This window comes from Amycolatopsis regifaucium (assembly GCF_001613935.1).
Taxonomy (GTDB): Bacteria; Actinomycetota; Actinomycetes; order Mycobacteriales; family Pseudonocardiaceae; genus Amycolatopsis; species Amycolatopsis regifaucium.
Genome location: NZ_LQCI01000008.1, coordinates 1 through 23,124, shown reverse-complemented (window position 1 = coordinate 23,124; position 23,124 = coordinate 1). Strand labels below are relative to the sequence as shown.

At 66.4% G+C, this 23,124-nt stretch carries 28 protein-coding genes and 1 pseudogene; 15 read left to right on the top strand and 14 right to left on the bottom strand.

What is annotated here, in order from left to right; genetic code table 11:
* Positions 1-37: 37 nt before the first annotated feature.
* From AVL48_RS09550 to AVL48_RS09540, 3 genes are all read left to right on the top strand, one after another.
* Positions 38-748, top strand: a complete 711-nt coding sequence (locus AVL48_RS09550) for an ABC transporter ATP-binding protein (protein ID WP_061980537.1) — start codon at positions 38-40, stop codon at positions 746-748.
* Between the two features lie 15 nt (positions 749-763).
* Complete coding sequence (locus AVL48_RS09545; protein ID WP_061980538.1) at positions 764-1,498, top strand: ABC transporter permease; 735 nt, start codon at positions 764-766, stop codon at positions 1,496-1,498.
* A 110-nt stretch (positions 1,499-1,608) separates the two neighbouring features.
* Positions 1,609-2,001, top strand: coding sequence for an SCO5389 family protein (locus tag AVL48_RS09540; protein ID WP_061980539.1), 393 nt, complete (start codon positions 1,609-1,611; stop codon positions 1,999-2,001).
* 4 nt (positions 2,002-2,005) lie between these two features.
* Here the strand turns inward: AVL48_RS09540 and AVL48_RS09535 are convergent, their stop codons facing one another.
* The 3 genes from AVL48_RS09535 to AVL48_RS09530 are packed head-to-tail and all read right to left on the bottom strand — an operon-like array spanning position 2,006 to position 4,058.
* Positions 2,006-3,007, bottom strand: a complete 1,002-nt coding sequence (locus tag AVL48_RS09535) for an LLM class flavin-dependent oxidoreductase (RefSeq protein ID WP_061980540.1) — start codon at positions 3,005-3,007, stop codon at positions 2,006-2,008.
* Entirely contained in the window at positions 2,980-3,135 is a 156-nt protein-coding gene (locus AVL48_RS38970) for a hypothetical protein (RefSeq protein ID WP_005161850.1), read from the bottom strand. Before AVL48_RS38970 ends, AVL48_RS09535 begins: the two co-directional genes overlap by 28 nt.
* Entirely contained in the window at positions 3,135-4,058 is a 924-nt protein-coding gene (locus AVL48_RS09530) for a class E sortase (protein ID WP_143105006.1), read from the bottom strand. The genes AVL48_RS38970 and AVL48_RS09530 overlap by 1 nt, the downstream gene beginning before the upstream one ends.
* A 388-nt stretch (positions 4,059-4,446) precedes the next feature.
* Between AVL48_RS09530 and crgA the strand changes: the two genes are divergently transcribed.
* Positions 4,447-4,713 carry a cell division protein CrgA gene (gene crgA / locus AVL48_RS09525; RefSeq protein ID WP_037308756.1) on the top strand — a complete coding sequence of 89 codons (267 nt, stop codon included), beginning with the start codon at positions 4,447-4,449 and terminating at the stop codon, positions 4,711-4,713.
* A 118-nt stretch (positions 4,714-4,831) separates the two neighbouring features.
* The gene (locus AVL48_RS09520; protein WP_061980542.1) at positions 4,832-5,209 is read left to right on the top strand and encodes a PH domain-containing protein; all 378 of its coding nucleotides are present in this window, start codon (positions 4,832-4,834) and stop codon (positions 5,207-5,209) included.
* A gap of 63 nt (positions 5,210-5,272) precedes the next feature.
* Here AVL48_RS09520 and AVL48_RS09515 read toward each other — a convergent pair whose 3' ends face one another.
* A complete protein-coding gene (locus tag AVL48_RS09515) occupies positions 5,273-6,235 on the bottom strand; it encodes a rhomboid family intramembrane serine protease (RefSeq protein WP_074038230.1) in 963 nt (320 codons plus the stop codon).
* 52 nt (positions 6,236-6,287) lie between these two features.
* Positions 6,288-6,848 carry a peptidylprolyl isomerase gene (locus AVL48_RS09510; RefSeq protein ID WP_061980543.1) on the bottom strand — a complete coding sequence of 187 codons (561 nt, stop codon included), beginning with the start codon at positions 6,846-6,848 and terminating at the stop codon, positions 6,288-6,290.
* Between the two features lie 89 nt (positions 6,849-6,937).
* Between AVL48_RS09510 and AVL48_RS09505 the strand changes: the two genes are divergently transcribed.
* Entirely contained in the window at positions 6,938-7,672 is a 735-nt protein-coding gene (locus AVL48_RS09505; protein ID WP_061980544.1) for a hypothetical protein, read from the top strand.
* A 195-nt stretch (positions 7,673-7,867) separates the two neighbouring features.
* Here AVL48_RS09505 and AVL48_RS09500 read toward each other — a convergent pair whose 3' ends face one another.
* The gene (locus AVL48_RS09500) at positions 7,868-8,320 is read right to left on the bottom strand and encodes a DUF6918 family protein (protein WP_061980545.1); all 453 of its coding nucleotides are present in this window, start codon (positions 8,318-8,320) and stop codon (positions 7,868-7,870) included.
* A 168-nt stretch (positions 8,321-8,488) separates the two neighbouring features.
* On the bottom strand, positions 8,489-9,010 hold the full coding sequence (locus AVL48_RS09495) for a DUF2020 domain-containing protein (protein ID WP_061980546.1): 522 nt from the start codon (positions 9,008-9,010) through the stop codon (positions 8,489-8,491).
* A 100-nt stretch (positions 9,011-9,110) separates the two neighbouring features.
* Here AVL48_RS09495 and AVL48_RS09490 point away from each other — a divergent pair, with 100 nt between their 5' ends.
* The 6 genes from AVL48_RS09490 (at position 9,111) to AVL48_RS09465 (ending at position 14,235) form a co-directional block, all read left to right on the top strand.
* Positions 9,111-9,818, top strand: a complete 708-nt coding sequence (locus AVL48_RS09490; RefSeq protein WP_061980547.1) for a hypothetical protein — start codon at positions 9,111-9,113, stop codon at positions 9,816-9,818.
* Positions 9,818-10,459, top strand: coding sequence for a pyridoxine/pyridoxamine 5'-phosphate oxidase (locus tag AVL48_RS09485; protein ID WP_061980548.1), 642 nt, complete (start codon positions 9,818-9,820; stop codon positions 10,457-10,459). The genes AVL48_RS09490 and AVL48_RS09485 overlap by 1 nt, the downstream gene beginning before the upstream one ends.
* Before the next feature lie 94 nt (positions 10,460-10,553).
* Positions 10,554-11,831, top strand: coding sequence for a M14 family metallopeptidase (locus AVL48_RS09480; protein WP_061980549.1), 1,278 nt, complete (start codon positions 10,554-10,556; stop codon positions 11,829-11,831).
* Positions 11,832-11,936: 105 nt separating this feature from the next.
* Positions 11,937-12,941: a helix-turn-helix transcriptional regulator gene (locus AVL48_RS09475; protein ID WP_061980550.1), complete on the top strand. Its 1,005-nt coding sequence runs from the start codon at positions 11,937-11,939 to the stop codon at positions 12,939-12,941.
* 10 nt (positions 12,942-12,951) lie between these two features.
* On the top strand, positions 12,952-13,803 hold the full coding sequence (locus AVL48_RS09470; protein ID WP_061980551.1) for an ADP-ribosylglycohydrolase family protein: 852 nt from the start codon (positions 12,952-12,954) through the stop codon (positions 13,801-13,803).
* Between the two features lie 36 nt (positions 13,804-13,839).
* Positions 13,840-14,235 carry a helix-turn-helix domain-containing protein gene (locus tag AVL48_RS09465; protein ID WP_061980552.1) on the top strand — a complete coding sequence of 132 codons (396 nt, stop codon included), beginning with the start codon at positions 13,840-13,842 and terminating at the stop codon, positions 14,233-14,235.
* 192 nt (positions 14,236-14,427) lie between these two features.
* Here AVL48_RS09465 and AVL48_RS39990 read toward each other — a convergent pair whose 3' ends face one another.
* Positions 14,428-14,706 (bottom strand): MFS transporter, encoded by a 279-nt coding sequence (locus AVL48_RS39990; protein WP_061980553.1) that lies wholly within the window; start codon positions 14,704-14,706, stop codon positions 14,428-14,430.
* A 533-nt stretch (positions 14,707-15,239) separates the two neighbouring features.
* On the opposite strand from AVL48_RS39990, the gene AVL48_RS09450 reads away from it, so the two are divergent.
* Together AVL48_RS09450 and AVL48_RS09445 are read left to right on the top strand one after the other, a co-directional pair.
* Complete coding sequence (locus AVL48_RS09450) at positions 15,240-16,034, top strand: hypothetical protein (RefSeq protein WP_061980555.1); 795 nt, start codon at positions 15,240-15,242, stop codon at positions 16,032-16,034.
* On the top strand, positions 16,021-16,521 hold the full coding sequence (locus AVL48_RS09445) for a type II toxin-antitoxin system VapC family toxin (protein WP_061980556.1): 501 nt from the start codon (positions 16,021-16,023) through the stop codon (positions 16,519-16,521). The genes AVL48_RS09450 and AVL48_RS09445 overlap by 14 nt, the downstream gene beginning before the upstream one ends.
* Positions 16,522-16,678: 157 nt before the next feature.
* Here the strand turns inward: AVL48_RS09445 and AVL48_RS38965 are convergent, their stop codons facing one another.
* The 5 genes from AVL48_RS38965 to AVL48_RS09425 form a co-directional block, all read right to left on the bottom strand.
* Complete coding sequence (locus AVL48_RS38965; protein ID WP_143178235.1) at positions 16,679-17,497, bottom strand: hypothetical protein; 819 nt, start codon at positions 17,495-17,497, stop codon at positions 16,679-16,681.
* A 1,452-nt stretch (positions 17,498-18,949) separates the two neighbouring features.
* Positions 18,950-20,734 (bottom strand): DNA cytosine methyltransferase, encoded by a 1,785-nt coding sequence (locus AVL48_RS09440; protein WP_061980558.1) that lies wholly within the window; start codon positions 20,732-20,734, stop codon positions 18,950-18,952.
* Entirely contained in the window at positions 20,731-21,189 is a 459-nt protein-coding gene (locus AVL48_RS09435) for a hypothetical protein (protein ID WP_143105004.1), read from the bottom strand. Before AVL48_RS09435 ends, AVL48_RS09440 begins: the two co-directional genes overlap by 4 nt.
* Before the next feature lie 5 nt (positions 21,190-21,194).
* Positions 21,195-21,581: an SLOG family protein gene (locus AVL48_RS09430; protein ID WP_061980560.1), complete on the bottom strand. Its 387-nt coding sequence runs from the start codon at positions 21,579-21,581 to the stop codon at positions 21,195-21,197.
* A gap of 13 nt (positions 21,582-21,594) precedes the next feature.
* Positions 21,595-21,813, bottom strand: coding sequence for a hypothetical protein (locus AVL48_RS09425; RefSeq protein WP_143105003.1), 219 nt, complete (start codon positions 21,811-21,813; stop codon positions 21,595-21,597).
* 462 nt (positions 21,814-22,275) lie between these two features.
* On the opposite strand from AVL48_RS09425, the gene AVL48_RS09415 reads away from it, so the two are divergent.
* The gene (locus AVL48_RS09415; protein ID WP_143178236.1) at positions 22,276-22,689 is read left to right on the top strand and encodes a hypothetical protein; all 414 of its coding nucleotides are present in this window, start codon (positions 22,276-22,278) and stop codon (positions 22,687-22,689) included.
* A gap of 5 nt (positions 22,690-22,694) precedes the next feature.
* Here the strand turns inward: AVL48_RS09415 and AVL48_RS39495 are convergent.
* Positions 22,695-23,124 (bottom strand): annotated as a pseudogene (locus tag AVL48_RS39495) (hypothetical protein); the annotation flags it as partial.

Here is a 23,124-nt window from a genome sequence, read left to right as displayed (position 1 = left end):
ATTCTGGCCGGACCCGTTGCGCCATAACGTTTTTCGCATGCCACTCATCGAAGTCACCAACCTCCGGAAGACGTACGGGGAGCACGTCGCGGTCGACGACGTTTCGTTCCACGTGGAACAGGGTGAGATCTTCGGGATCCTCGGGACCAACGGCGCGGGCAAGACCACCACCGTCGAATGCCTCCAGGGACTGCGGACGCCGGACTCCGGCACCATGTCGGTCCTCGCCCTCGACCCCGGCAAGGACCACACCCTCCTCCGGCAGCGCCTCGGCTCGCAGCTCCAGGAGAGCCGCCTGCCGGAGAAGATCAAGGTCCACGAAGCGCTCGACCTCTACGCGTCCTTCTACGCGAATCCCGCCGACACCGGCGACCTGCTCGCCAAACTGGGGCTGACCGGGCAGCGGAACAAGTACTTCGGCAAGCTTTCCGGCGGGCAGAAGCAGCGCGTCTCGATCGCGCTCGCACTGGTCGGCCGCCCCGAGGTCGCCATCCTCGACGAGCTGACCACCGGACTCGACCCGCACGCCCGTCGCGACACCTGGAAGCTCATCGAGGCCGTACGCGAAACGGGCGTCACCGTCCTGCTGGTCACGCATTTCATGGACGAGGCCGAGCGGCTCTGCGACCGCCTCGCGATCTTCGACGCCGGGCGCGTGGTCGCCACCGGCACCCCCGCCGAACTCCGCGAACGCGCCGGGAAATCCACTTTGGACGACGCCTTCGTGACCCTGACCGGCCGCGACTGATCCAGGAGACGAGAAATGCGCACGCTCACCAAGATCACCCTCACCGAAACGAAACTGGCCCTCCGGTCACCGGCTTTCGTCATCTCCGGACTCGTGCTGCCGACGGCCATCATGGCCGTCCTCGGCGCCATCCCGGCCATCCGGACCGAAAGCAAGGACACCCCCGGCATGCGCTTCCTCGACGCCTGGGTGCCGTCGATGGTCGTGCTCACCATCGCGATGATGGGACTGCAGTCCATCCCCGGGATCATCGCGACCTACCGCGAACAAGGAATCCTCCGCCGCTTCGCCACCACTCCGGTACACCCGGCGAAGCTGCTGGTCGCCCAGCTGATCATCAACGTCACGGTGACGATCGGCGGTGTCGGCGTGCTGCTCGTGGCGGGCACCGTCTTCTTCGACGTCCCCGGTCCGCGTCACCCGCTCGGCTTCCTGCTCACGTTCGTCCTCGGCACGGCGGCGATCTTCGGCTTGGGCCTGATCGCGGCTTCGGTCGCCAAGACCAGCCGCGCCGCGGGCGGGATCGCGATGATCGCCTACCTGCCGATCATGTTCCTCGGCGGCGTCTACCTGCCGCGACCGTTGCTGCCGGAAGCCATCCAGAACATCGGCGCGTACATCCCGCCGGGTGTCAAAGCCCTCGAAGACGCCTGGACCGGCTCCGGCGCCCAGCCGCTGCAACTCGCCGTACTGGCGGCTTTCGCGGTGGGCAGTTGTGTCGTGGCGACGAAGCTCTTTCGCTGGGAGTGACGACCGCTTCCGCCAAAGTGGTGATGATGATCGTTTTCTCTTGTGGCTTGGCCCTCGGGTGAGTAGTCAGGAAGACGGCCCACGTTCACTGTGTCTCCCTCGGAGGTTCGATGTCTCTGGATGTATCGCCCGCGCTGCTTGAGAAGGCCGAGCGCGGGGAGGTCTCCGACGCCGAATTCGTCGCCTGTGTCCGGGAATCCCTGCCCTACGCCTGGACCGTGATCACCGGTGTCATCGCGGAGGCCGACGGCGCGCCCGACGGGTTCGCCGACAACGAGACGCCGCCGCCGAGCGAGGCCGAACGCGGTCAGCTGCTGCGGGCGCTGGCCTCGGACGCCATCCGCGGCGGATTGGAACGGCACTTCGGCGTGAAGCTGGCGTTCCAGAACTGCCACCGGGTCGCCGTCTTCAAAACGTCCCAAGTGGACAGTGACCGCTACCGCGCCTTCGTCTCGCCGCGCGGTCAGCTGCTGAACCAGAGCCCGGAACTCCGCGACTGCTAGCCCGTCAGCGCAGCGCGGGCAGCACTTCGGCGCCGATCCGCGCGATGTTCTCGAGCGTTCCTTCCGGCGTACCGGACGCTTCCACCATCATGATCACGTGGGAGACCCCGGTACGCCGGATGCTCGTTCCCAGCCGGTCCACGCAGTACTCGACGCCGCCGATCGGGTGCATTTCGCACAGCTTGTCGGTGTAGGAGACCGGATCTTTCTCCAGGCCGCGCTTGCCGTTCAGGTACACGTGCCCGGCGAACCCTTCCTTCAGGGAGCCCGGTAACGCCGACCGCACGACGTCCACGGCGTCGTCCCCCACCTGGCACATCACCGTCGAGACATGCTCCGCGGCGGAATCCCCGTACGCGGCAAGGGTTTCGATCTTGACGTCGTCGTCGGCGTGCAGGCCGAGCAGCATCGGCAACCCGCGATCGGCGGCGAGCCGGACCGCGCGCGATCCGGCGTCACCGCAGGCCACGACCATGCGCGGGGCGCGTCGCGGCCGCGGCACCATCGGCACCTCACGGAACGCGAAGTGGTCGCCATCGGCGGAGACGGTCTCCGACGTCATCGCCGCGAGCAGCAGATCGAGACTCTCCTCGAACCCCGTTTCGTAGCGGGCCAGACCGGTGCCGAACACTTCGAGGTCCTGCCAAGGCCCGCCGCGGCCGACGCCGATTCGCAGCCGCCCGCCGGAGACCGCGTCCAGCAGCGACCATTGTTCGGCGAGCGCCACCGGATGCGCGATCGACAGCACGCTCACCGCGGTGCCGACCGCGATCCGTTCGGTCCGGCCGAGCACGTGCGCGGCGAGGGTGATCGCGGACGGGCAGACGCCATAGGGCATGAAGTGGTGCTCGGCGAACCAGACGTCGTCGAACCCGGCCCGTTCGGCGGCGATGGCGGCGTCGACCGAGCGGCGCAGGACATCGGCGTCCTCCTGGCCGGGAAACCGCCCGGACACGAGAAAGACGCCGAACCGCGGCCCTACTGGACGCTCACTTCGTTGAACCACAGGCGGGGCTCCAGCCACGGGAAGACCACGAACATCAGCAGCGCCACGATCCCGAGCGCCAGCACGACCGCCGTCGCCAGCTTCACCGCGAAGGGGCCCGGCAACTTACGCCAGATCCAGCCGTACATCAGCGCGCCTCCGAGATCTTGGGCAGGAGTTCGGCGTAGTTGCCCACCTGGTCCTTCGGAACCTGCTGGGTCAGCACCGCGTGGATGATGAGCCGCTCGCGCGCCGAGAACTGCGGGTGGCAGGTCGTCAGCGTGAGCAACGCGACCTGCTCGGCCTTCGGGAGGATCTCCGGATCCTTGTACGGCACCGGGTTCACCGTCTCGCCCTTGGTCGGGAACACGATGCGGCGGCCGTTGGTCTCGCCGTAGGCGCCACCGTCGGTGGCGTTCGGGTCACGCAGCGTCCCGACGTTCTTGCATTTCGGCTCGGCGCCCTTGCCCGCGGCCCAGCCCTCGACCTCGTCCTTGTAGGGCAGCACCTTGTAGATGTAGAAGTCGGTCTGCGTCTCGATGACGATCTGGTCGCACGAGCTGAGGTTGTCCAGGTCGTTGAAGGGCGCGCCCTTGCCGACGCGGTGGCCGGCGACCGCGAAGTTGCCCGGCTCGCCCGGCATCGCGGTGCCCTTGTAGTGGCCGGGGCCCACTTCGAGCGCGGCTTCGGTCGTGCCTTCCTGGATGGTGAAGTTGAAGTCGGCGCCGAACACCGGGATGTGGATACGGGCGAACGCCTTCCCGTCGACCAGTTCCGGATGCAGCTGCCGGTCCTTCGACCAGTCGCCGTCCAGTTCCGAACTCGCCTCGGACTGCTTGCCCGCCGAGAACAGGTCGGTCACGTAGACCTCGTAGACCATGAACAGCAGCACCACCAGGCCGGCGGTGATGAGGAGTTCCCCGACGGTCCGGACGGCCACGCCGCCCTTGCCCAGCTCTCGCGGGGGGCGCTCCTCGGTCGCGGTGCCGCCGCCGACCGGCTCGAAGACGACGGTCTCCTCGGTCGAACCCGGTGGTGGCGCGGGACGACGACGCGGCGGAGGCCCGTCCATCCGACGGCGCGGTGGCGGCCCTTCCGGCGGCCTCCGACGCGGGGTCGGCGCCTCTCCAGGGGCGCGACGCGACGAAATCGCCTCGTCCGGCCTACGCCGGGGGGCGGGCCGGCCCTCACCAGGTGGTCGTTCGGAGTACCGCCGTCGGCCCCCGCCCGGCTCTTCCCGCTCAGCCACGCAAAGCTCCTCAGTCTCGAACCAAGCCGCAGTGACGAACCAGCACAATGTCGAACCGTGTGTGACACCAGTGTCACAGTGCGGGAAATCGACCGGTCCCGGACGGTGCCCAGCGGCGCTCGTTTACGTTAACGTGTGCACGTGGCGCTGGTTGCGCACCCGAAAGCGGGTCATCGCCACCAGGGAAGCCGAACAGTACGCGAGGAACACGATGCCGAAGTCCAAGGTCCGCAAGAAGACGGCGTACACCCCGCCGACCGACCGCCGCACGCCGGTGAAGGTCAAGGCCGCGGGCCCGTCGAATCTGTTCTACAAGATCGTGATGTTCGGTCTCATGCTGGTCGGCCTGTTGTGGTTGGTCGTCAACTACATCGCGGGCGACAAGATCCCGTTCATGGCGGATCTGGGCAACACGAACTTCGCCATCGGTTTCGTGCTGATGATCGCCGGGCTGCTCATGACGATGCGGTGGCGGTGACGATTACCCCGGTTGGCGGCTTGACGCCGAATTACACCGGTGTGACTCATCCCCAGTGTGGATAACCCCTGTGGATAACTACCCCACCTCGTGGGCCCCGCGCCAGAACGTTGTGGTAGTGGCCTGGGTGATCTCCCTGTTCTTGCTGGCAGGAGCGGTATGGCTGGCCTTCGGCGGCGACGTCGGCGGCACCCTGCTGACGGGGATGGCCATGCTCTCCACTGGGGCGCTCGCGCTCCACGGCACCTTGCTCCGACCTCGGCTGGCCGCCGGTCCCGATGGCATCCTGGCCAGGACGGTCGGCGGCGCGCACCGCTATTCCTGGACCGAAGCCCGGCTCCGGCTGCGCACGACGCGACGCCTGGGCCGGGACAGCGTGACCCTCGAGGTCGAATCCGGCGAACACCTGCTGGTGTTCGGCCGGATCGACCTCGGCGAGGACCCCAGGGACGTCCTGGACGTCCTCACCGCCCTCAAGGGGCAAGCGTTGTCGTAGTAGTGGACATTGCCGTTCGGGCGTGTGACCAGCCCGGAACGGCGGTGATCGGTGGGAGCAGGCCTACTCCGGGTAACAGACGTAAGTGGGCTGGCCGCGGTTCGTCGTCAGTTCACAGGAGGCGGAAATGGTCCGCGAGTCCTTCCACGCGACCAGGCCGATCAACGCGACGACCACGATCGCCAGCCCGCCGATCTGCCACTTGAGCCGGTTCTTCTCCGGCGCGTAGAGCAGCGCGAACGTCACCAGGAGCCCCGCGACGAACCCGCCCGCGTGCCCGAGGATCGAGATACCGGGGACCTGGAAGGTGATGAAGACGTTCAGCCCCAGCATGACGAGCAGCCACGTGGGGTTGAGCTTGAGCTTGACGACGATGACCGCGTAGGCGCCCATGAGCCCGAAGATCGCGCCAGAGGCGCCGACCACGGGGACGGCGCCGAGGTCGGTGAACACCAGGTTCGCGACCGAACCACCGAGCATCGAGATGAAGTAGAGCGCGACGAACGGGACCCGGCCGAGGATGGTCTCCAGCGGGCGGCCGATGAACCACAGCGAGAACGCGTTGCCCGCGATGTGCAGCAGGCCGAACTGCAGGAACCCCGAGGTGAAGATTCGCCACCACTCGTTGGCGGCCAGGGTCGCCGGATTCCACAGCTCACCGAGCTGGAAGAGCTCCGAGAAGTTGTTGCTCGCGATGCTGCCGGACTGGGCGACCGTGATGAAGAAGATGACGACGTTGAGCGCCAGGAGGACCGGCGTCACCACGGCCGCGCGAGGCGGCCGGGCGCCGGTGATGGTGGTCGCGCCGTAGCCGGCGTCGCGGTACTGCTTCTGCTGGACGCGGTCCTGCTGGCGGCCCGCCTGCACACAGTCGGTGCACTGGAAGCCCACGGCGGCTTCGCGCAGGCAATCCGGGCAGGCCGGACGCTCGCAGCGTGAACAGCTCAGCCCGGTCGGCCGGTTCGGGTGCCACCAGCAGCCGGGCATGGCGGCCTGCTGGTACTGGGGATTCGGTGGTTGGCTCACGATGCCACCAACCTACCGAAATCCCCCGTAACAGGCCGTGTGATCAGCGTGGTCAGCCCTCGCGGCTGATGCTGACCTTCTCGATGACGACGTCGTCCAGCGGACGGTCCGCCGGGCCGGTCGCCGTGCGCCCGATCGCGTCGACGACCTCGCGGGAGGCCTGGTCCGCGACCTCGCCGAAGATCGTGTGCTTGAAGTTCAGGTGCGTCGTCGGGGCGACGGTGATGAAGAACTGCGAGCCGTTGGTGCCGGGTCCGGCGTTGGCCATGGCCAGCAGGTACGGCTTGGAGAACTGGAGCTCCGGGTGGAACTCGTCGCCGAACTTGTAGCCGGGACCGCCGCGGCCGGTGCCGGTCGGGTCGCCGCCCTGGAGCATGAAGCCGTCGATGACGCGGTGGAAGATCGAACCGTCGTAGAACGGGCCGGAGTTCGTGCCCTTCGCGTTGGGCTGGGTGTACTCCTTGCTGCCCTCGGCGAGCCCGACGAAGTTCGCGACCGTTTTCGGTGCGTGGTCGGGGAACAGGTTCAGGTTGATATCACCCTGGTTGGTGTGCAGAGTGGCCTTCAGCGCGCCACCATTGAGGGATCCCTTGCTTTCAGTCACGAGCTTCATCGTGCCATCTACGGCAAGATCTGCCGTAAAGGGGCACGATAGGTTACAAGCAACGAAGCAGAATCAAAACGATTGATGAGGTGAAGGCCATGACCCGGGCCGCAGATTCGGTGAGCGAGTCGGCGAAGGCCGGCGCGCTCGGCCTGCGCAAACGTGCGGTTGAGGTGGGCAAGGAAGCCACCGCCCACGCCGTTGAGGTAGCCGAGCAGAAGCTCTCCGAGAGCGCCGGTGAGATCGCTAAGTCCAGCCGTCGCGCGCGCAAGAAGCTCGCGAAGAAGACGGAACTGACCCGCAAGGAGCTCAAGAAGAGCTCGCAGGCGGCTCGTAAGGAGGCGCTGGCCAGGCTTTCCGAGATGCGGAAGCCGGGCCGTAAGGCGCGCAAGGCCGCCATCCAGGCGGCGAAGGCCGCCGGCGAGTCGAAGCGTCGCGGCAAGAAGGATTTCAAGGCCGCGAAGAAGGACTTCCGCGCCGCCCTCGTCGAGGCGAAGGCCGCAGCCAAGGGGACGCGTAAGCGTCGTCGCTGGCCGTGGGTCCTCGGCATCGCCGCGGTCGGTGCCGGTGCGGCTTACGCCCTGCGTTCCAAGCAGGAGCCGCCCGTCGCGCCTGCTCCGCCCAAGGCACCGCCCGCTCCCCCCGCCAAGCCCGCTGCTCCGGCCTCCGCGGCTCCGAAGCCCGCACCCGCGAAGCCTGCCGCTTCCGCTCCGTCGGCTTCCGGTCCGGCTCCGGCGAAGCCCGAGGGACAGAAGCCTGCGGAACAGAAGCCCAACGCCCCGAAGAACGGGCACCAGGCTTCGAGCACCAGCTCGGCCGACAAGAAGAACTGACGCCTCACACTCGTCTTCTGCTTGTCGCTAAAGGGCCGTCCAGCGACCTCCCGGTCACTGGGCGGCCCTTTCACGTCTTGGTGCCGAAGATCAACGCTCCGAAGGACACGTAAACGCGACGAAGGGGCGCCTCACCGCTCAACTTGACGTTGCAGCGGATCGACGCCCCTTCGGCGCTTTTACGCCAGCGCGAGATCAGGCAGACGCGGCGTGCTTGTCGATCAGCTGGCCAACGCGGGGAAGGGCCTCCTCGACGTTCTTCTTGCCGTTCGGGCGCAGCTTGCCGTAGACCTTCTTGATGCTGTCGCGGCTGCTCTTCTCGGCGCGCGCGTCGGTGACCGACAGGAGCGCGTCCGAGGCCTCGTCGCTACGGCTGGCCAGGTAGGCGCCGAAGTCGTTGCCACCCTTGGCCTTGTAGTCGCCGTAGAACGGCTCGAGGGCACCGGCGAAGTCGTCGAGCAGGGTGTCGACGGCGGCGGGGATGATGCCCGGCTTGATCTTCTTGACGGCCGCGAAGCCGGTCTTCACGACGGCACCCGAAACGCCGCCCTTGTCCGACACCTCGGCGTCGACGAGACCTTCGAAGTCGCTCACGACCGCCGGACGACGGCTGGAGTCGAGCAAGATTTCCTTGAGGGTGTCAGCCACGAAACCTGTCCTTTTTGTCTTATGGGGAGAACTGATCTTTTGTGCCGCCGAGCCACACCGCAAGGCGGCCTCCGCCGGATCTGGCGTTGCGCTGGTCCCGCGAACCGTCGCGCGTGCGGCACAGGGTAGTACAAGATCAACTTCACTCTGACGTGTGGATACCACTACCTAGAGACGCAGCTCACCGATAGCCTCCTTCGCCACCGTGCGTGCCTTGACGCTCTGCTTCTGGTTGGTCGTCACGACCACCGCGTTCCCGCCTTTCGCGACGGCGTAAACGGCGCCGTCACCGGACGGCTGGTAGCCGCCTTTCCACCCCGCCGGCTCGTCGGCGGGGTTGGACGTGTCGATGGGTGCCGCCTGGTCCACCAGCGCCTTCGCCACGGCGGGTTCACCGACGTACACGCGTACCGTGAGCTGTAGTTTCCCGCTGAGCGCGTAGAAGAAACAGGTCGGATGCGGTTGATCCGCCGACGTCTTGACCTTGGAGACCTTCTGCCCGTTGGCGTCCGAGACGGACTCGGCGCTCAGATACGGGCACGGGCCTTTGCCGGTGGGTTCCGGCGACGGCGGGATCTGGGGCACCGGGCTGCTCGACGGCGCGGGCGGGTTCGTCGCGGGCGGCTGTTCCTTCGGGCCACAGGCCACCAGGAGCGGTACGACGAGCGGCAGGATCAGAAGACGTCGCATAGTGGCGTCCAGTGAAGCAGATCGGATCACCGCGTCGGTGCGACCATCCGCCCTGTTCATGCGACGATGGCGATGCGTGACGGGTCTTCAGGAGGCATCAGTGCTCACCAAGGAGCAGTACCTGGGTGCGGTGGCAGAACGCATCCAGCGCAGCGGTGGCAGGTTGAACACGGTCCAGATCGGCCCGAGCGCGGCCGTCGTCGGCCTGTTCACCGAATCCGTGATGATGTCGACGATGAACTACTGCGTGGTCGCCGCGGCGATCCCGGAGGTGACGGCGCCCGCGTTGTACGACTTCACCGGGCTGGCGACACAGCACGCGCGGGCGAACGTGATGGGCACGGTCGGCTGGACGGCGGCTTCCGTGGTCATCGCCGGGCTGATCGGGGATCGGGTGTACCCGGACGCCGCGCAGGCCGCGTCGGCGAAGTCCGGCAACCAGTTCGGCGGCGAAACACGCATGGTGGCCGTCGACGTTTCGGCGGCGCAGATGTACGCGTTCGTCGGCGGGAAGCTGTGGGGCGCGGCGGTGCAGGGCTCGGTCAACGCGAAACTGACGTTCTGTTTCCCGCAGCCCGCCGAGGTCTATCAGCAGGTGCAGTGGCAGCAGGCGCAGGGACAGCAACCGCCGATGCCGCCGCACCAGGGCCCGCCGCCTCCCGGCTGGCAGCCGCAGCAACCACCGCCGCCGCAGTACCCGGTCGGGCCGCCGCCCGCGCAGGGACCGCCGCCCGGTCAGCATCCGCCGCACTACCCGCCGCCCGCGCCCGGTTATCCGACGCACGGCCAGCGCCCGCCGGGATACTGATGAACCGCACGTTGCGCGGCTGGCCGTCGTTCCCCGAAGAGTTGCCGGAGTTCGACACCGAGAAGACGCCGCACATGCCGAGCGAGCTCTTCCTGGAATGGCTCGACGAAGCCGGGGAACACGTACTGGCGCCGCATGCCGTCACTCTGTCCACAGTGGACGCCGACGGGATACCGGACGCTCGGGTCGTGATTCTCAAGGACGTCGACGGCGACACCTGGGCGGTCGCGACGAGTTCCGAAAGCCCGAAAGGCGTGCAGCTGACGAAGAATCCCTACGCCGCGCTGACGTTCTTCTGGCCGGGACGCGGCCGTCAGGTCCGCCTGCGCGGTCCGGTCGCGGTCGCCGATCCCGAAGTCTCCGCGGCCGATTTCACCGCTCGGCCGCCGGCGTCCCGGGTGGAGGCGTTCATCGGCAGGCAGTCCCAGGTGCTCGACGATCCGGCCGACCTCGACCGCGCGGCAGCGGAAGCGGAGCGCTGGGTCGAGGAGAATCCCGGCGTGGCACCGGAAACCTGGACGCGCTATCTGGTGACACCGTCCGAAGTGGAGTTCTGGCAGGCAGGCCACGATCGGCGGCACCGGCGTCTCCGCTATCGGCGTGAGAACGACTCCTGGCGCAAAGAACGCCTCTGGCCGTAACCGGTAATCGGTAACGACGATCGTCGGGTTGTCGTGGAGGATTCTCTTCGACGACGGTGAACGTCACGTTGTCCCATGATCGTTCGGAGGCGAAATGTCCACACGCCGTCGCATCGGGGGCGCCTTGGCCGCCACAGGGCTCGCCCTGCTGGCCGTCACGACGCCCGTCGCGAGCGCCCGGAACGGCGACCCGGCGAGAGGGCTTTATTCGGTGGAGGGCGCGAACGACACCGGCAAGCGCACCGCCGTCGCCCGCACCGGTGTCGACGTGGCCGGCTCGCGCGGTGGCGCGCTGACCGTCGTCGCCACGCCGGAGCAGGCCGCGAGCCTGCGCGCCGGCGGGTTCACGCTGAAGTCGCTCGGTGACTTCGACAGCATGCTGAAACAGCGCAGTGGCCGAGCGGGCACCTCGGCGGTCGCCGGCGACTTCCCGCCGGGCGACGAGGCGTACCACACCTACGCCGAAACGACCGCTGATCTGCAGAAGGCCGCGAAGGACCACGGCGACATCGCGACGCTGTCCAGCGTCGGCAAGTCGTACGAAGGCCGCGCGCTGAACCTGCTGAAGATCAGCGACAACGCGGGCACGGACGAAAACGAGCCCGAGGTCCTGTTCACCTGCAACCAGCACGCGCGCGAACACCTCACCACCGAGATGTGCCTGCGGATCGTGCAGCGGCTTACCAGCGGATACGCGAGCGACCCCGCCATCAGGAAGATGGTGGACGAGCACGAGATCCACGTGATCCCGAACGTCAACCCGGACGGTTCCGAGTACGACATTTCCGGCGGCGAGTACCAGGGCTGGCGCAAGACGCGGAAGCCGGTGCCGGGCAGCAGCGCCGTCGGCACCGACCCGAACCGCAACTGGGACTACAAGTGGAACTGCTGCGGCGGGTCGAGCGACAGCCCGTCCGCCGAGGACTACCACGGTCCGTCGGCGTTCTCCGAGTCCGAAACCAAGGCTGTCGCGGACTTCGTGAACTCGCGGGTGGTCGGCGGCGCGCAGCAGATCAAGACGCACATCGACTTCCACACCTTCTCGGAACTGGTGCTCTGGCCCTTCGGCTACACGAAGAACGAGACCGAGCAGGGGATGACAGAGGCCGAAGCGCGGCGGTTCGCCGACGTCGGCAAGAAGATGGCCGCAACCAACGGCTACACGCCGGAGCAGGCCAGCGATCTGTACGTCACCGACGGCGACGTCAACGACTGGGCGTGGGGCAAGCACAAGATCCTCAGCTACACCTTCGAGATGTACCCGAAGGACGGCGGAATCGACGGCTTCTACCCACCCGCTTCGGTGATCCCGGAGCAGACGGCCCGCAACGACAAGGCCGTCGACATCCTGATCAACGAGGCGGGGGCCTGATCCCGCTCGGTTCTCGAGATCGACCGTTCGCGACGCCATGAGCCTGTAGCATGATCCACTTTGTTCTTCGGTGCCCCGAATGGCCGATTTCTGGATAATCAACAGGTGCGCAAGCGGTTCGCGGAAGGCTCTCCGATCGCGTCGACGGTGATCACCGGCGACGACTTCGACGAGCTCGAGCACACCTTCCAGGCGTTCCTCGCGCCGGACACGGTCAAGCTGCACACCCCGGCACCCACCGGATTCTTCGACATTTCGCAGCTCAGCGGCCTTCGCACTCCCGGAATCGACCCGAACGGCCTCTCGGTCTACGAACTGACGCTGGACTCCGACGTCGTCCTGGAGGGTGAGGAGACCCCCGACGCCTACACCGTGATCGTGACCATGAACGGCCGCAACCAGATCACCCTCGGCCAGGAGATCGTGCCGTCGCGCCACGTGGTGACCGGACCGGAGACCCGGTTCCGGACCAGATTCGAGCACCCCGACATCCTGCTGCTCCGGGTCGGCAAGCGACTGGTGGCGGACGCGATGCGCGAACGGCTCGGCGAGACCCCGACGTCGACCCTGCACTTCGATCCGGCGGTCGTCGAGACTTCGGGCATGGGCCAGTGGATCACCCTGCTCCACACCTTCAGCGAGACCGCGGCCTCCGGCCTGTTCGACCGGTCACCGCTGGCCGCCGCGCATTTCGAGAAGCTGCTGCTGCACGGCCTGCTCGACACGCAACCGCATTCGCTGTCCGGTGACCTCGCCGGGGAACGGCCACGACCGAAGTCGGCGGCGGTCCGCCGCGCGATGATCCACTGCGAGGAACACGCCACCGACCCGGTGTCGATCGGTGAGCTGGCGATGGTCGCGGGAGTCAGCGTGCGCGCCCTGCAACTGGCGTTCCGCACCGAACTCGGGCTGACGCCGATGGAATACCTGCGGCGTGTCCGGCTCGACTACGTGCACCAGGACCTGCTCGCGATCGCGCAGGGACGGGCCGAAGGCACCGTCACCGACGTCGCGCTGCGATGGGGCTTCACGCATCTCGGCCGGTTTTCCGGTTTCTACCGCCAGACCTACGGCAAACTCCCTTCGGAGACGGCCCGCCTCACCGCCTGAAGGAGTTCGGATGCTGGTCGAACTGGCCATCGGTGACGCTTACGGAGGCTCCTTCGAACACGCGTACCCGAGCTTCGTCGCCGAGCACAACACGCTGACCGGGTACGTGCCGCATCCCGGCTCTCCCGGCGTCCCGAGCGGCCGCTACACCGACGACACGCAGATGACGATCGCGATCGCCGAACTGCTCGTCTCGGGTCGCCGGTGGACACCATTGCTGCTCGCCGAGCAGTTCGTCCTCGCCTACCACCGCGATCCGCACGACGGCTACGCGCCGCGCTTCCACCAGTTGCTCAGCGAGGTCCGGGACGGTGAAGAGCTGCTGCGACGGCTGCAACCGCAGAGCGACAAGAGCGGGGCGGCCATGCGCGCCGGGCCGATCGGGGTCCTGCCGACCGTCGACGACGTTCTCTATCACGCGAAACTGCAGGCCAGGATCACGCACGACACCCCGGCGGGGATCGCCGCGGCCCAGGCGGCGGCGCTCGCCGTGCACTACTGCCACCATCGGCTCGGCCCGCTGGCCGAGGTCGCGCGGTGGATCGACGGGGTGCTTCCCGAGGACGTCGGGCACGGCGGCTGGGCGCGGCCCTGGTCGGGCAAAATCGGGCCGCGGGGCTGGATGAGCGTCCGCGCCGCGCTGACCGTGCTCGCCGACGGCGGTGGCCTCGCCCGGATGCTGCACACCTGTGTCGCGTTCACCGGCGACGTCGACACCGCCGCGACCATCGCGCTGGCCGCCGCGTCGCGGTCACCCGAGGTGGCCCGGGACCTGCCGCCGGTGCTGTGGCGCGATTTGGAGAACGGCGAGTTCGGCCGCGACTACCTGGCGAAGCTCGACGAGCGATTACTTCGAACTTAGGGTGCCTAACTCATCGTGGCGCGGTGCAATGCTCACGTGGATGCCTTGACGCCGGTTCGCGAGGCCGCCGACCACTTCGGGCTGGCCATTTCGGCCTTGCACTACTGGGAACGCCGCGGCCTGATCACCGCCTTCCGCCGGTCGGGACGGCGGTATTACGACGACGACCAGCTGTACCGCATCGCCCTGATCAAGCACTGGCGGCAGATCGGCGGCCTCGGCCTGACCAAGCTCACCGAACTGCTCGCCGAGGAGCACCGCTGGCGCGACGTCGTGGTCGGTCAGCTCGCCGAGATCGAACAGGAGCGTGCGCGGCTGGACGCCGCGCACGACTACCTCGTCGAACTCCTCACCTGTCGTCGCGAAGGGAGCCTTGAGGACTGCCCCTGGTTCCGCGACCGGGTCGACCTGCCCGTACAGGCAGCGAGCTGAGACCCGGCATCGCCACGGCCGCGACGATCGCGGCGGCCGCGAGACAGACCGCGGAAGCGATGAACGCGGCCGTGTAGCCGTGGACCAGGGCTTCCGCCGGTCCGGTGGCCGACCGCCAGGTCGCCGTCACCGCTGCCGCGAGCGCGGTCGACGCCGCCAGCCCGATCGCGCCGCTGGTCTGGCGGACGGTGTTCAGCACGCCCGGAGTCGCGCGACGGTGAACAGGCTCATGCCGAGCACGAACATCCGCCGTATCCCGAATTCGTCGGACAACCGGCCGCCGAGCGACAAGAAACCGGCGAACGCGAGCGTGTACGCGTTCACCACCCAGGTCAGGGCGCTGGGCGAGAACCCGAGCCCGAACCGGATCGCGGGCAGGGCAACGGAAACGATGGTCGCGTCGAGGATGACCACGAACGTTCCGGCACAGGCCAAGGCGAGGACCGCGCCTTCACCACGACTGGGCGTCATGCCGGTTCTCCGTTCGGAGCGCCCGACGATCCAGCGGTGCCGTGTACAGCGAGTCCCTTGTGGACGGCCAGAGCGATCTCGCCGACGTTTCCGTGCGCCGCTCCGTCAACGCGGCCTCGAGCACCGAGCCCGCGTTTTCTCTCCTCACCACGACCCTCCAGTCCGGCGGGCACTGGTTTCGCGCCGCCGGAACCAGCGTGCAAACTGAAGCGTGGTTGAGCGCAAGTCCCGGTCAGCCGGGCATGGCGGGTAACAGAAAAGGTCTGACCGGAATTCTCCGGTCAGACCTTTTGTCGCGCGTGGAGCTGAGGGGAATCGAACCCCTGACCCCCGCCTTGCAAAAGTGCTGGTCGTAGGCATCTGGGGCGTCTGTCGCTGCTTGACCTGACCCAGGACGCGCCTGGACTGGCATGTCTGGCCCCTTCCGACTTGGGTTCGCACCCATCGTGGACCCCATTGATCAACCACCATAAAGATGCTGGTAGATCGATTGGGGGCTGTTCGCAAGGGAGAATTATGCGAAGCTGGCGGACATGGAACCGGAGCTGTCAGTCTACGTGCGGGGCGACCCGGACTCGATTGATGCTGGGCAGGTTCTGGCTGGCCTGCGCAGTCTCCTAGCGTTGCTAGGTGCGCTCCAGCCACCTCGCGCAGGCGGACAGCATGTTGCCTGGCGTTTCTCGAAGCTGAGGCTCAACAGTGTCGAGACGCAGATCGCTGCGCTGGACATGCCGCCAGGCATTGACGCTGACTCGGTCGATGCAATGTTCCAGGCCCTCGTCCGTGGCATCCACGTGACGGAGACAGCGATCCAGGTGCCCTCTGGCTGGAACGCCGCAGCGGTCGATGCAGCACTCAAAGCGTCGGATGCCTTGAGCTCAGCGACTGCGGCCGGCACCGAGATCGGTCTGGTGCATGACGACTCTTCACGAGTCGTGCTGACAGCTCAGACCGCGAAGAACCTCAAGGCGCTCCGTGTCCGTCGCTCCAGCATCGGCAGCGTGATCGGTCACTTGGAGAGCCTGACCTTGCACCAGAAGCGGGAATGCGCCATCTGGACGGACCGCCGCGGCGAGCGAGTCGTCGTTAAGTTCGGCCCTGAGCAGCAACTGTCCGTCCAGCAAGCGATGGGTAAACGCGTCCAAGCACGTGGAGTACTTCAGAGGGACTACAGGGGTAGGCCGATGGTCCTCGATCTCGCAGCCTTGGAGATCCTGCCGGAGCCTGATCAGGGCAGGTTGCTGAGCGAAGCCGCGGGCGAGTTCCCCGATTTCACTGGTGGTGTTTCCGTACGCGCCTACCTGGAGTCGGTACGTGGGACGTCCTAGCTCGTACCAGAAAGCGTTCCTCGACTCGTCCGCGATCATCCGGTACTTCACGCGCGGCGAGGGATGGAGTTCGGTCGAGCGGATCATGCAGGCCAATCAGGCAGGAACTATCGCGCTCTTCGTGTCCCCGCTGCTGCTGGTCGAAGCTCTCGGACAGCCGCCGGCGAGTAACTACGACCCTGGCGTCGAAGCCCGCGTGCTGTCGTTCCTCGACAGCCCATCGCTGTTGCCCATCGAGTTCGATCGATATACAGCGCTCATCGCCCGGCGATTGGTCTTGGAGCGTGGACTGAAGACCTGCGACGCCATTCATCTTGCCAGCGCACTGTCCGCTGAGGCGGACGTGTTCTTGACCTACGACAAGGATGACTTCCCGATCGGCACACAGGTCGACGACGTCTGGGTGGACGTGCCGTACTTCCCTGGCGCCCATGAGCCTGGCAGTCAAGAGCCAGATCTCTTCTCTCTAACACAGGACGACGGATGACCGGACGTTCGGTCGCTAGCCATCCCAAAGACGCCGTCCGCTGGAGTCAGACGACGCTGAGCAGCTCATCGGACCCACAGATTCAAGAGCTTTGACCGCGCGGTGACTACCTCGTCAGTTTCGGAGATATGCCGGGCTGTGACTGCCAGGGCTACCTTCAGGTCGAAGACGTGGGCGAAACGATGACCCCAGCACCCACCTTCAGCAGCACTTCACGGAGCGCGTTGACATCCTGAAGAAGATCGGCAGGGAATCCGTCGAACTGATAGCCAGCGCGGTCGAGCAGGTAGATGAGCTGGCCTAGCACTCGGAAGTACCTGACTGGGTCGTTCTCTTCCTCAGCAGCGAGGAACCGGAGAAACCGGAGCGAGGGGGATACGTCGCCCAGCAACCTGTCGCGTCGGCTGGCTCGCTCATCAACCGGGAGCCGATCCCACGTCGCACCTGTGCTCCTGGATATCGGCCCTGTCGATGTCGCATATAAGTGCTCCTCGAAAGCCTCAGGCAGGAGCTTGGCAAGCCTTCGAAACAAAGGCAGTTGAGGAGTCAGCAGCTCAAGCACCTCGTTGTGCCGACGTCGTTGGGCGCGCGCCGGCGCGACATCTTTTCCGCCGTCTGGCGTGCCGTGTGCTGTCTTTAGCCTCATAAGACGCTGTTCGGCGGCTTGGCGACTGCGTAATGACAGGTGCTCGGCGATGTCAGACCAGCTCATCTTCTGTTCACGAGCTTCACTAAGAAGGCGAAGTTCGATCTGCTCAAGTTGATATTGAGCCAGAGGAAGCAGTCTCAGCGCGTCAGCTAGCTCATCTTTGCCGACGGGCGGCCCTGACACTCGTGGAGAGTTGACGATCTGATTCAGCAGCTGAATCAGCTTGCCCGGCCGCATCACGAAGCGGCGTGCCCCCACACGGCGCGCGAGGTTGCTAGCCAGAGAAGCTAACTCCCGCAGGTCGTCGCGGCTATATTTCATGATCAACCCACTCGCTGTGTCAACATTTCATTGACACTCTACGTCAATACTTTGTTGACCGTCACGACAAGGTCTGCACCACTGTGGCGTGACCACTATCGGATGAAGATCGCCACAGTCTGCCACGAGAGATGGCAATCGCTTGCTTTACCAGCAGGAAACTTCTCCAGGACAAGCGTTGCGACATACCGGATTTACTCTCTGATCTGCGACAGCTACTCCTCGCACTTGGTCACGCTTACACAACTGTGTTACAGGTCACAGGCGCTACCTGCAATCCGTACCCCATGATTGCGCCGAACCACAAGCGACAACGGGTGAGCAGCCAACGATACGAGCTTGTCCGCTTGTTGCGCACAAGTTGATCAGTCGAGCTACGATACCGATAGCGGATCGAAGTCGAACATGAGAAATCCGCCGGACACACTGGCTGTGCGCCGACGGACTTCCTCATTCAGTCGCTACCACCACTTAGCGGCGTCGGCGCAGGGCTCGCAACCTCCAGCCGACAACTAAGTTGAGCGACATCCGCGAGGCCCTGGCGATCCACGTCAGGGCCTCTTTGTTAGAGGCCTCGCCCCAGATCTCCGCAGCTGTAGCGGCTCCCTGAGTGACGCGAAGGATCGTTACTAACCAGTCGCGACTTCTACTCTCCGGCACTTCGCCGTCAGGCGAGTCGACCGAAGAGCCATGCGGTTCATCCATCGGGCCTAGCCCTTTCTGCCATGAACACGAGGAAGGTTCATGCCGCGGCACTAAAGCTGCCTCGAGGCCAGGAAGAGCTAAGAAACCCAATTGATGAGATCCGCTCAGGAGCGTACAGGCTCAGTGCGACACAGTGTGGGTGCCGCCACGCGAGTAGGTGTCACATCGGTCGAGGACGCACGAGGCACGGTAAGCCGCCAAGCGGCCGAGAAAGGGCCGTCACTTTCATCCCGCATGTCACCGTTGTCACAGCTCAGACCTGCACAGACGGTGACCGGTTTACCCGGCAGGCGACTTTTCGCATAGCGGAAAAGCCCAAAGCTACCGCGTAGTAGTTGAGTACTGCAATAACGCTACGTAGCGTAACTTTGAGCAACCGGCGCGTTCGGTCACCGGACAGTGTGACGCAGAACACAAAAGTTCACGCGCATCTGCACGTGCGTATGCAGGTGCGGAAGAACGCATCTCCGCTGATTAAAGTTCCCAATTCGCACTAGTGGTCGACAAATCAGCAGATGCTTGCGCCGAAACGTTCGCCTGCGTCGGGCGCACGTCGTGGAGTCGCCGGGGAAGCGCAAGCGTTACAACACCGCGCTGACCACTCTTCGACCTTCCGGCCAGGTTCGGCTGCTTGACCATCGTCGACGTTCACGGCCGGACTCCGCCTCGGGAAACCTTACGCAACACCTCGAACGCAGAAGACCCCGTCGTGATGACGGGAGACTTCTGCGTGGACTTCGGACGTGATGGTGGTCAGGCGATCGCTTCCGGGGTGTCGAGAACCGCGCGCAGCCGGGCGCCGATCCACGCGCCGACGGCCGGGGACACCGCGTTCCCGAAACCGTCGGTTTGGGCGCGGGCGGTGCCCCAGACGATGAACGTTCCCTGGTAGCCGGGGAAGTCCACGTCGAAGCCGCAGCCGCGGCCGATCTCGTGTTTGCCGAGCATCCGGAAGTAGCAGTCGTCGAGGGTGAGGTCGACGAGCTTGGCGCGCCAATCAGCGTTCAAGTTCGCGGCCGTGGCGGCGTCGGTGCCGTGCCAGCCGGAGAACAACACGGCCTGGCTGGCGGCGGTCGACACGATGGTGCCGAGCGGGTTGCTGACGGGGTGGGCGCGGTAGTCGGCTTCGGTGATGGCGCCGTTGTTCTTGATCGTCCCGGCGGCGGTGAGCAGGCCGGGGATCTGGTCGGAGGTGACGGTGGGCATGGACTCGGTGTGCACGGTGGGGATCGTGTTCTGTCGGAACGGCACAACCCCGGCCGACACCATGCCGAGCGTCTCCGACCCGGCCTGTGTCGGCAACGGGTCACCCGCACCGCGCGGGGCGCCCTGGAAGTTCGCGACCGCGAGCAGCATCGCCTTCTCGTGGGTGGAGGTCACGGTGTCCATTGGCCGGGTGATGTGCTGGCCGTCGCCGTTGTGGCGGTGCGCGGCGATCACCGCACCGGTGGACAGGATCGCGGTTTCCTGCTGGCTGGTCTGCGTCGCCATCGGCTGCCAGAGGTGCTTCTCCGTACCGTGAACGGCTTTCGCGGGCATGAGGACGGCGGGAAAGTCGGCGAAGCGCTGGCGGCAGCGTTCCGCGCGGGCCATCGTCGCCGCGGCGAGCGGCCCGACCGACCCGTCCCGCTGCTTCCTGTGTGGCTTGTCCCCGATGCGGGTACCGAGGTTGGTCAGGTCGAGCGCGGCCAGCGACGGCGTCATCGGCGGGAACACCTCGACGCGGCACCGGGGACACCGGTAGTTGTACTGCTTGCCATACCGCACGGACCCGCTGGCCGGGACACCGGTTTTCCAGGACCACACCGCTTCGACGGTCGTGTCGCAGCGGGCGCACCACGATTCCGGCCGGTGTTCCAGGTCCGGGGCGGGGAGGTTCTTGTCCCAGAACGCGGCGTAGTAGCGGTCGCGGGACTGCGGCACTCCGAAGAACATGCTGTTCAGGTACATGATCTTGTGGTCGTAGCCAAGCGTGTCGAACTGCTTGAGCCACCACCGGTACGTCGACCCGTCGCCCACCTTCGGCTTTCCGGGGATCGCCGGTCCCCATGAGGTCAGCTCGGTGGTGCACTCGACCAGGATCAGCCGGGGGTGGTGCACGGCGGCGTAGTGCAGCACGCAGTTGGCCGTCGCCCGGTCCCGCTCCGACCGTGTCACCCGCTCCTCGAACTCCGGATCGGTCATCGAGAACAACGTTAGGCCCTGCTCGTATGCCTTGATCGTGTTGGCGATCGAGTGGTTGACGCAGCTCACCCCGGCCGAGAGGAGGTCACCGGCGGGCAAGTCGCGGGCGTCGTGATAGTCCCCCGACTCCGGATCGACCAAGTCCGCGATCCAGTGCTCGGCCTCCGGATGGTTCGCCTCGTGGACCTCGACCTTGAACTCGTTGTGGTTCGCGGCCATGATCGTCTCGAACCCGGCCAGCTTGATCCCCTGCGTCAAGCCCCCGAACCCGGAGAACAGCTCGACCGCGACCGGGTCGTCGTGGCGGGAATGCCGTCGGCGCTTCGCGGGCCGGTGCGTGGCCGTGCGGCTCATGCCTCCTCCCCTGCGAGGTGGGCGTCCTGGTCGGTGCGTTCGGCGTCGGCCTGGACGACGGGTGCGTCGGTCTCGTCGGCGGACGCTTCGGTGTCCAGGTGGGCTTCGAGGTCGGCCAGGGTGAGCGTGCACTTGCGCTGGAAGTAGGGCTGTCCCACATCAGGCGGGAGTAGTTCGTGGAGCCGGTCGTCGTCGATCGTGAAGACTGTGACGCGGTGACCGGCCACCGTGCCGGTGATCTTGACCCCGACGTCCCCGTGTGGATGGGCTCCCAACGTGACTGTGTTGTCCCCGCTCAGGGTGTGCGCCCACGCGATCGCCGCTGGGACTCCCTCAGCGCCGGAGATCTGAAGCGTCGAGTTCGAGACACTGGCCAGTTCAGCGAGGCCCGGGTGGGCGTTGATGTGCACGGACAGGGCGGCGAAGAATGCGGCCTGGTTCATGGATTCAGTCATGATGCTCAGTCCTTTGTGGTCGAGGAGTGGCAGTTGCGGTGGATGACGGTGTGGATCCCGGCGCGTTGGGCGGCTTGTGCGCAGTGGGTGGCGCCGCGGGAGTTGTCGTGGATGAAGGCGAGGCAGTAGTCGGCGCCGGCTGCGACCATGTGCTCGTTGCGGCGGAATCCGGCGGCGCGGCCGTGGCGGTCCCAGTCGGCGAGCCATTGCTCGATCTGTCCGCCCCAGTGGGTCCAGCACTCTTCGGCGAGCCGGTCGGCGCCGCGCGGGCAGGCCCCGGTGACCAGGACGGTGTCCGGTCGCCACTGCCAGATCTTCGCGAGGGCGTCACGGATGACGGTGGTGTCGGTCCAGGTGCGGGAGCCGGTGACCAGCACGCGCGGCGTAGTCATGTGGTTCTCCTCCTCAGACGTGCCACTGGTGGCCGCAGTCGAGGCACGTGGCCAGACCGGCGAGGACGTAGAAGCTCCAGTGCGTGCAGCCCATGCGGATCTCGTTGACGGCGTCGGTGATCCACTCGTGGACGTGGGCGGTTTCGATCTCGGTGAGCACGGCGGTACTGGGTCCGCCGCACGTCTCGTGCCAGTCGGTGCGGGCTTCTTTCACCGCAACGGTTTCCGTCACACCCGCGCTCATGACGCGACACCGTTCGACTCGACGGGGAACAGTTCGGACTGCCCATCCACGTCCCCCCAGGTCGCGAGCTTGGTGTCCGCTCCGGCGGTCCCTGCCGGGCGCCTGCCGCGTCCTTTTGCGGCTCCGACCTGGCTTTTGAGTTCGTGGAGTTTCTCAACGGTCATGCCGAGTGCTTCGGCGTCGAGTTCGGCTTTGGTCTTNNTCAAGGGGTCAGGCCAAAAAGTTTTTGGGCGCACGCTTTTCGCGTCCGAAAAGTTTTTGGAATGCGCCCCTTTACCGTGAGGTTGGGGCCGTGCTAAGCCGGGCTGCGAAGCTCAAAAGCACAGTCCGCGCTTGCGCGGACCTTGTTCCGCCCGCAGAGGGCGGTTATCGGTAGCGGCGACCGAACGTCGGCGGATTGCCCCGGTCGGTGGACGGTTTCTGTCGGGGGCGCGTGTCACCATGGATTCCATGGAGCTGACCGGGCGCGACTTCGACCGGATCCCCCGCCGCAATGTGCGGGTGCCGGTCGTGGAGTTCGCGCGCCTGTGGCTCACCGCCGAACGCCAGTACGAGCGCGAACGCACCTGGGCCGCGCTCGGTGTTGTCGACGTGTGCCGCTGGATTGCCTGCGCGACCGTCCGGCTCGAAACCGGCCGCACGTTCCTCGCCTACGCTCCCGTTACCGAGCGGACCGGGCTCGCGCACGAAGAGACCATCGAAGCGGAATGCCTGGCCGCTCAACGGCTGTGGCTGCGCCGGCCGATCCCGGGTTACCTCGTGAATCGGCCCGGCTGGCTCGACTCGGTCGTGGCCACCCTGGAGTGGGCGTGGCACCGTAGCGGTGTTCCGCCGCTCGACATCCCCGCCCACTCCCAGGGCTGACCTGCTCATCCCCCGTACACCGCCGCGTCGTCGGCGTCTGCCATCTCGTCCGCTTCGGCGGCATCTGCGGTGTTGCGGCGGTACAACTCCGCCGCCTGAGCTTCCTCGTGCGCGTGCTGTTCCTCGGCCGCTTGTCGGGCGGCGATCTCCTTCAACGCGCGCTGCGCGCGCTCGACCGACTCGGCTGTCTCGTCCGCCGACGGCACCCGAACTTCGTCGGACTCCACGACCGGGTCCTCGTCGGCCGCGACCTCACGAATGTCGGGCACGTCGACCTCGGCCGAGTCGTCGGCATCGTCGGCGGTGGTGACGGTGTCGATGTCGTCGGCGCGCTGCTGGGCAACGTCGGTGAGGTCGTGTTCGGCGGTGACCTCGCGGTGGGCGTCTTCGACGGCCATGTGCTCGTTGTGGACGTCGAGCCATTCCTCGGCGGTG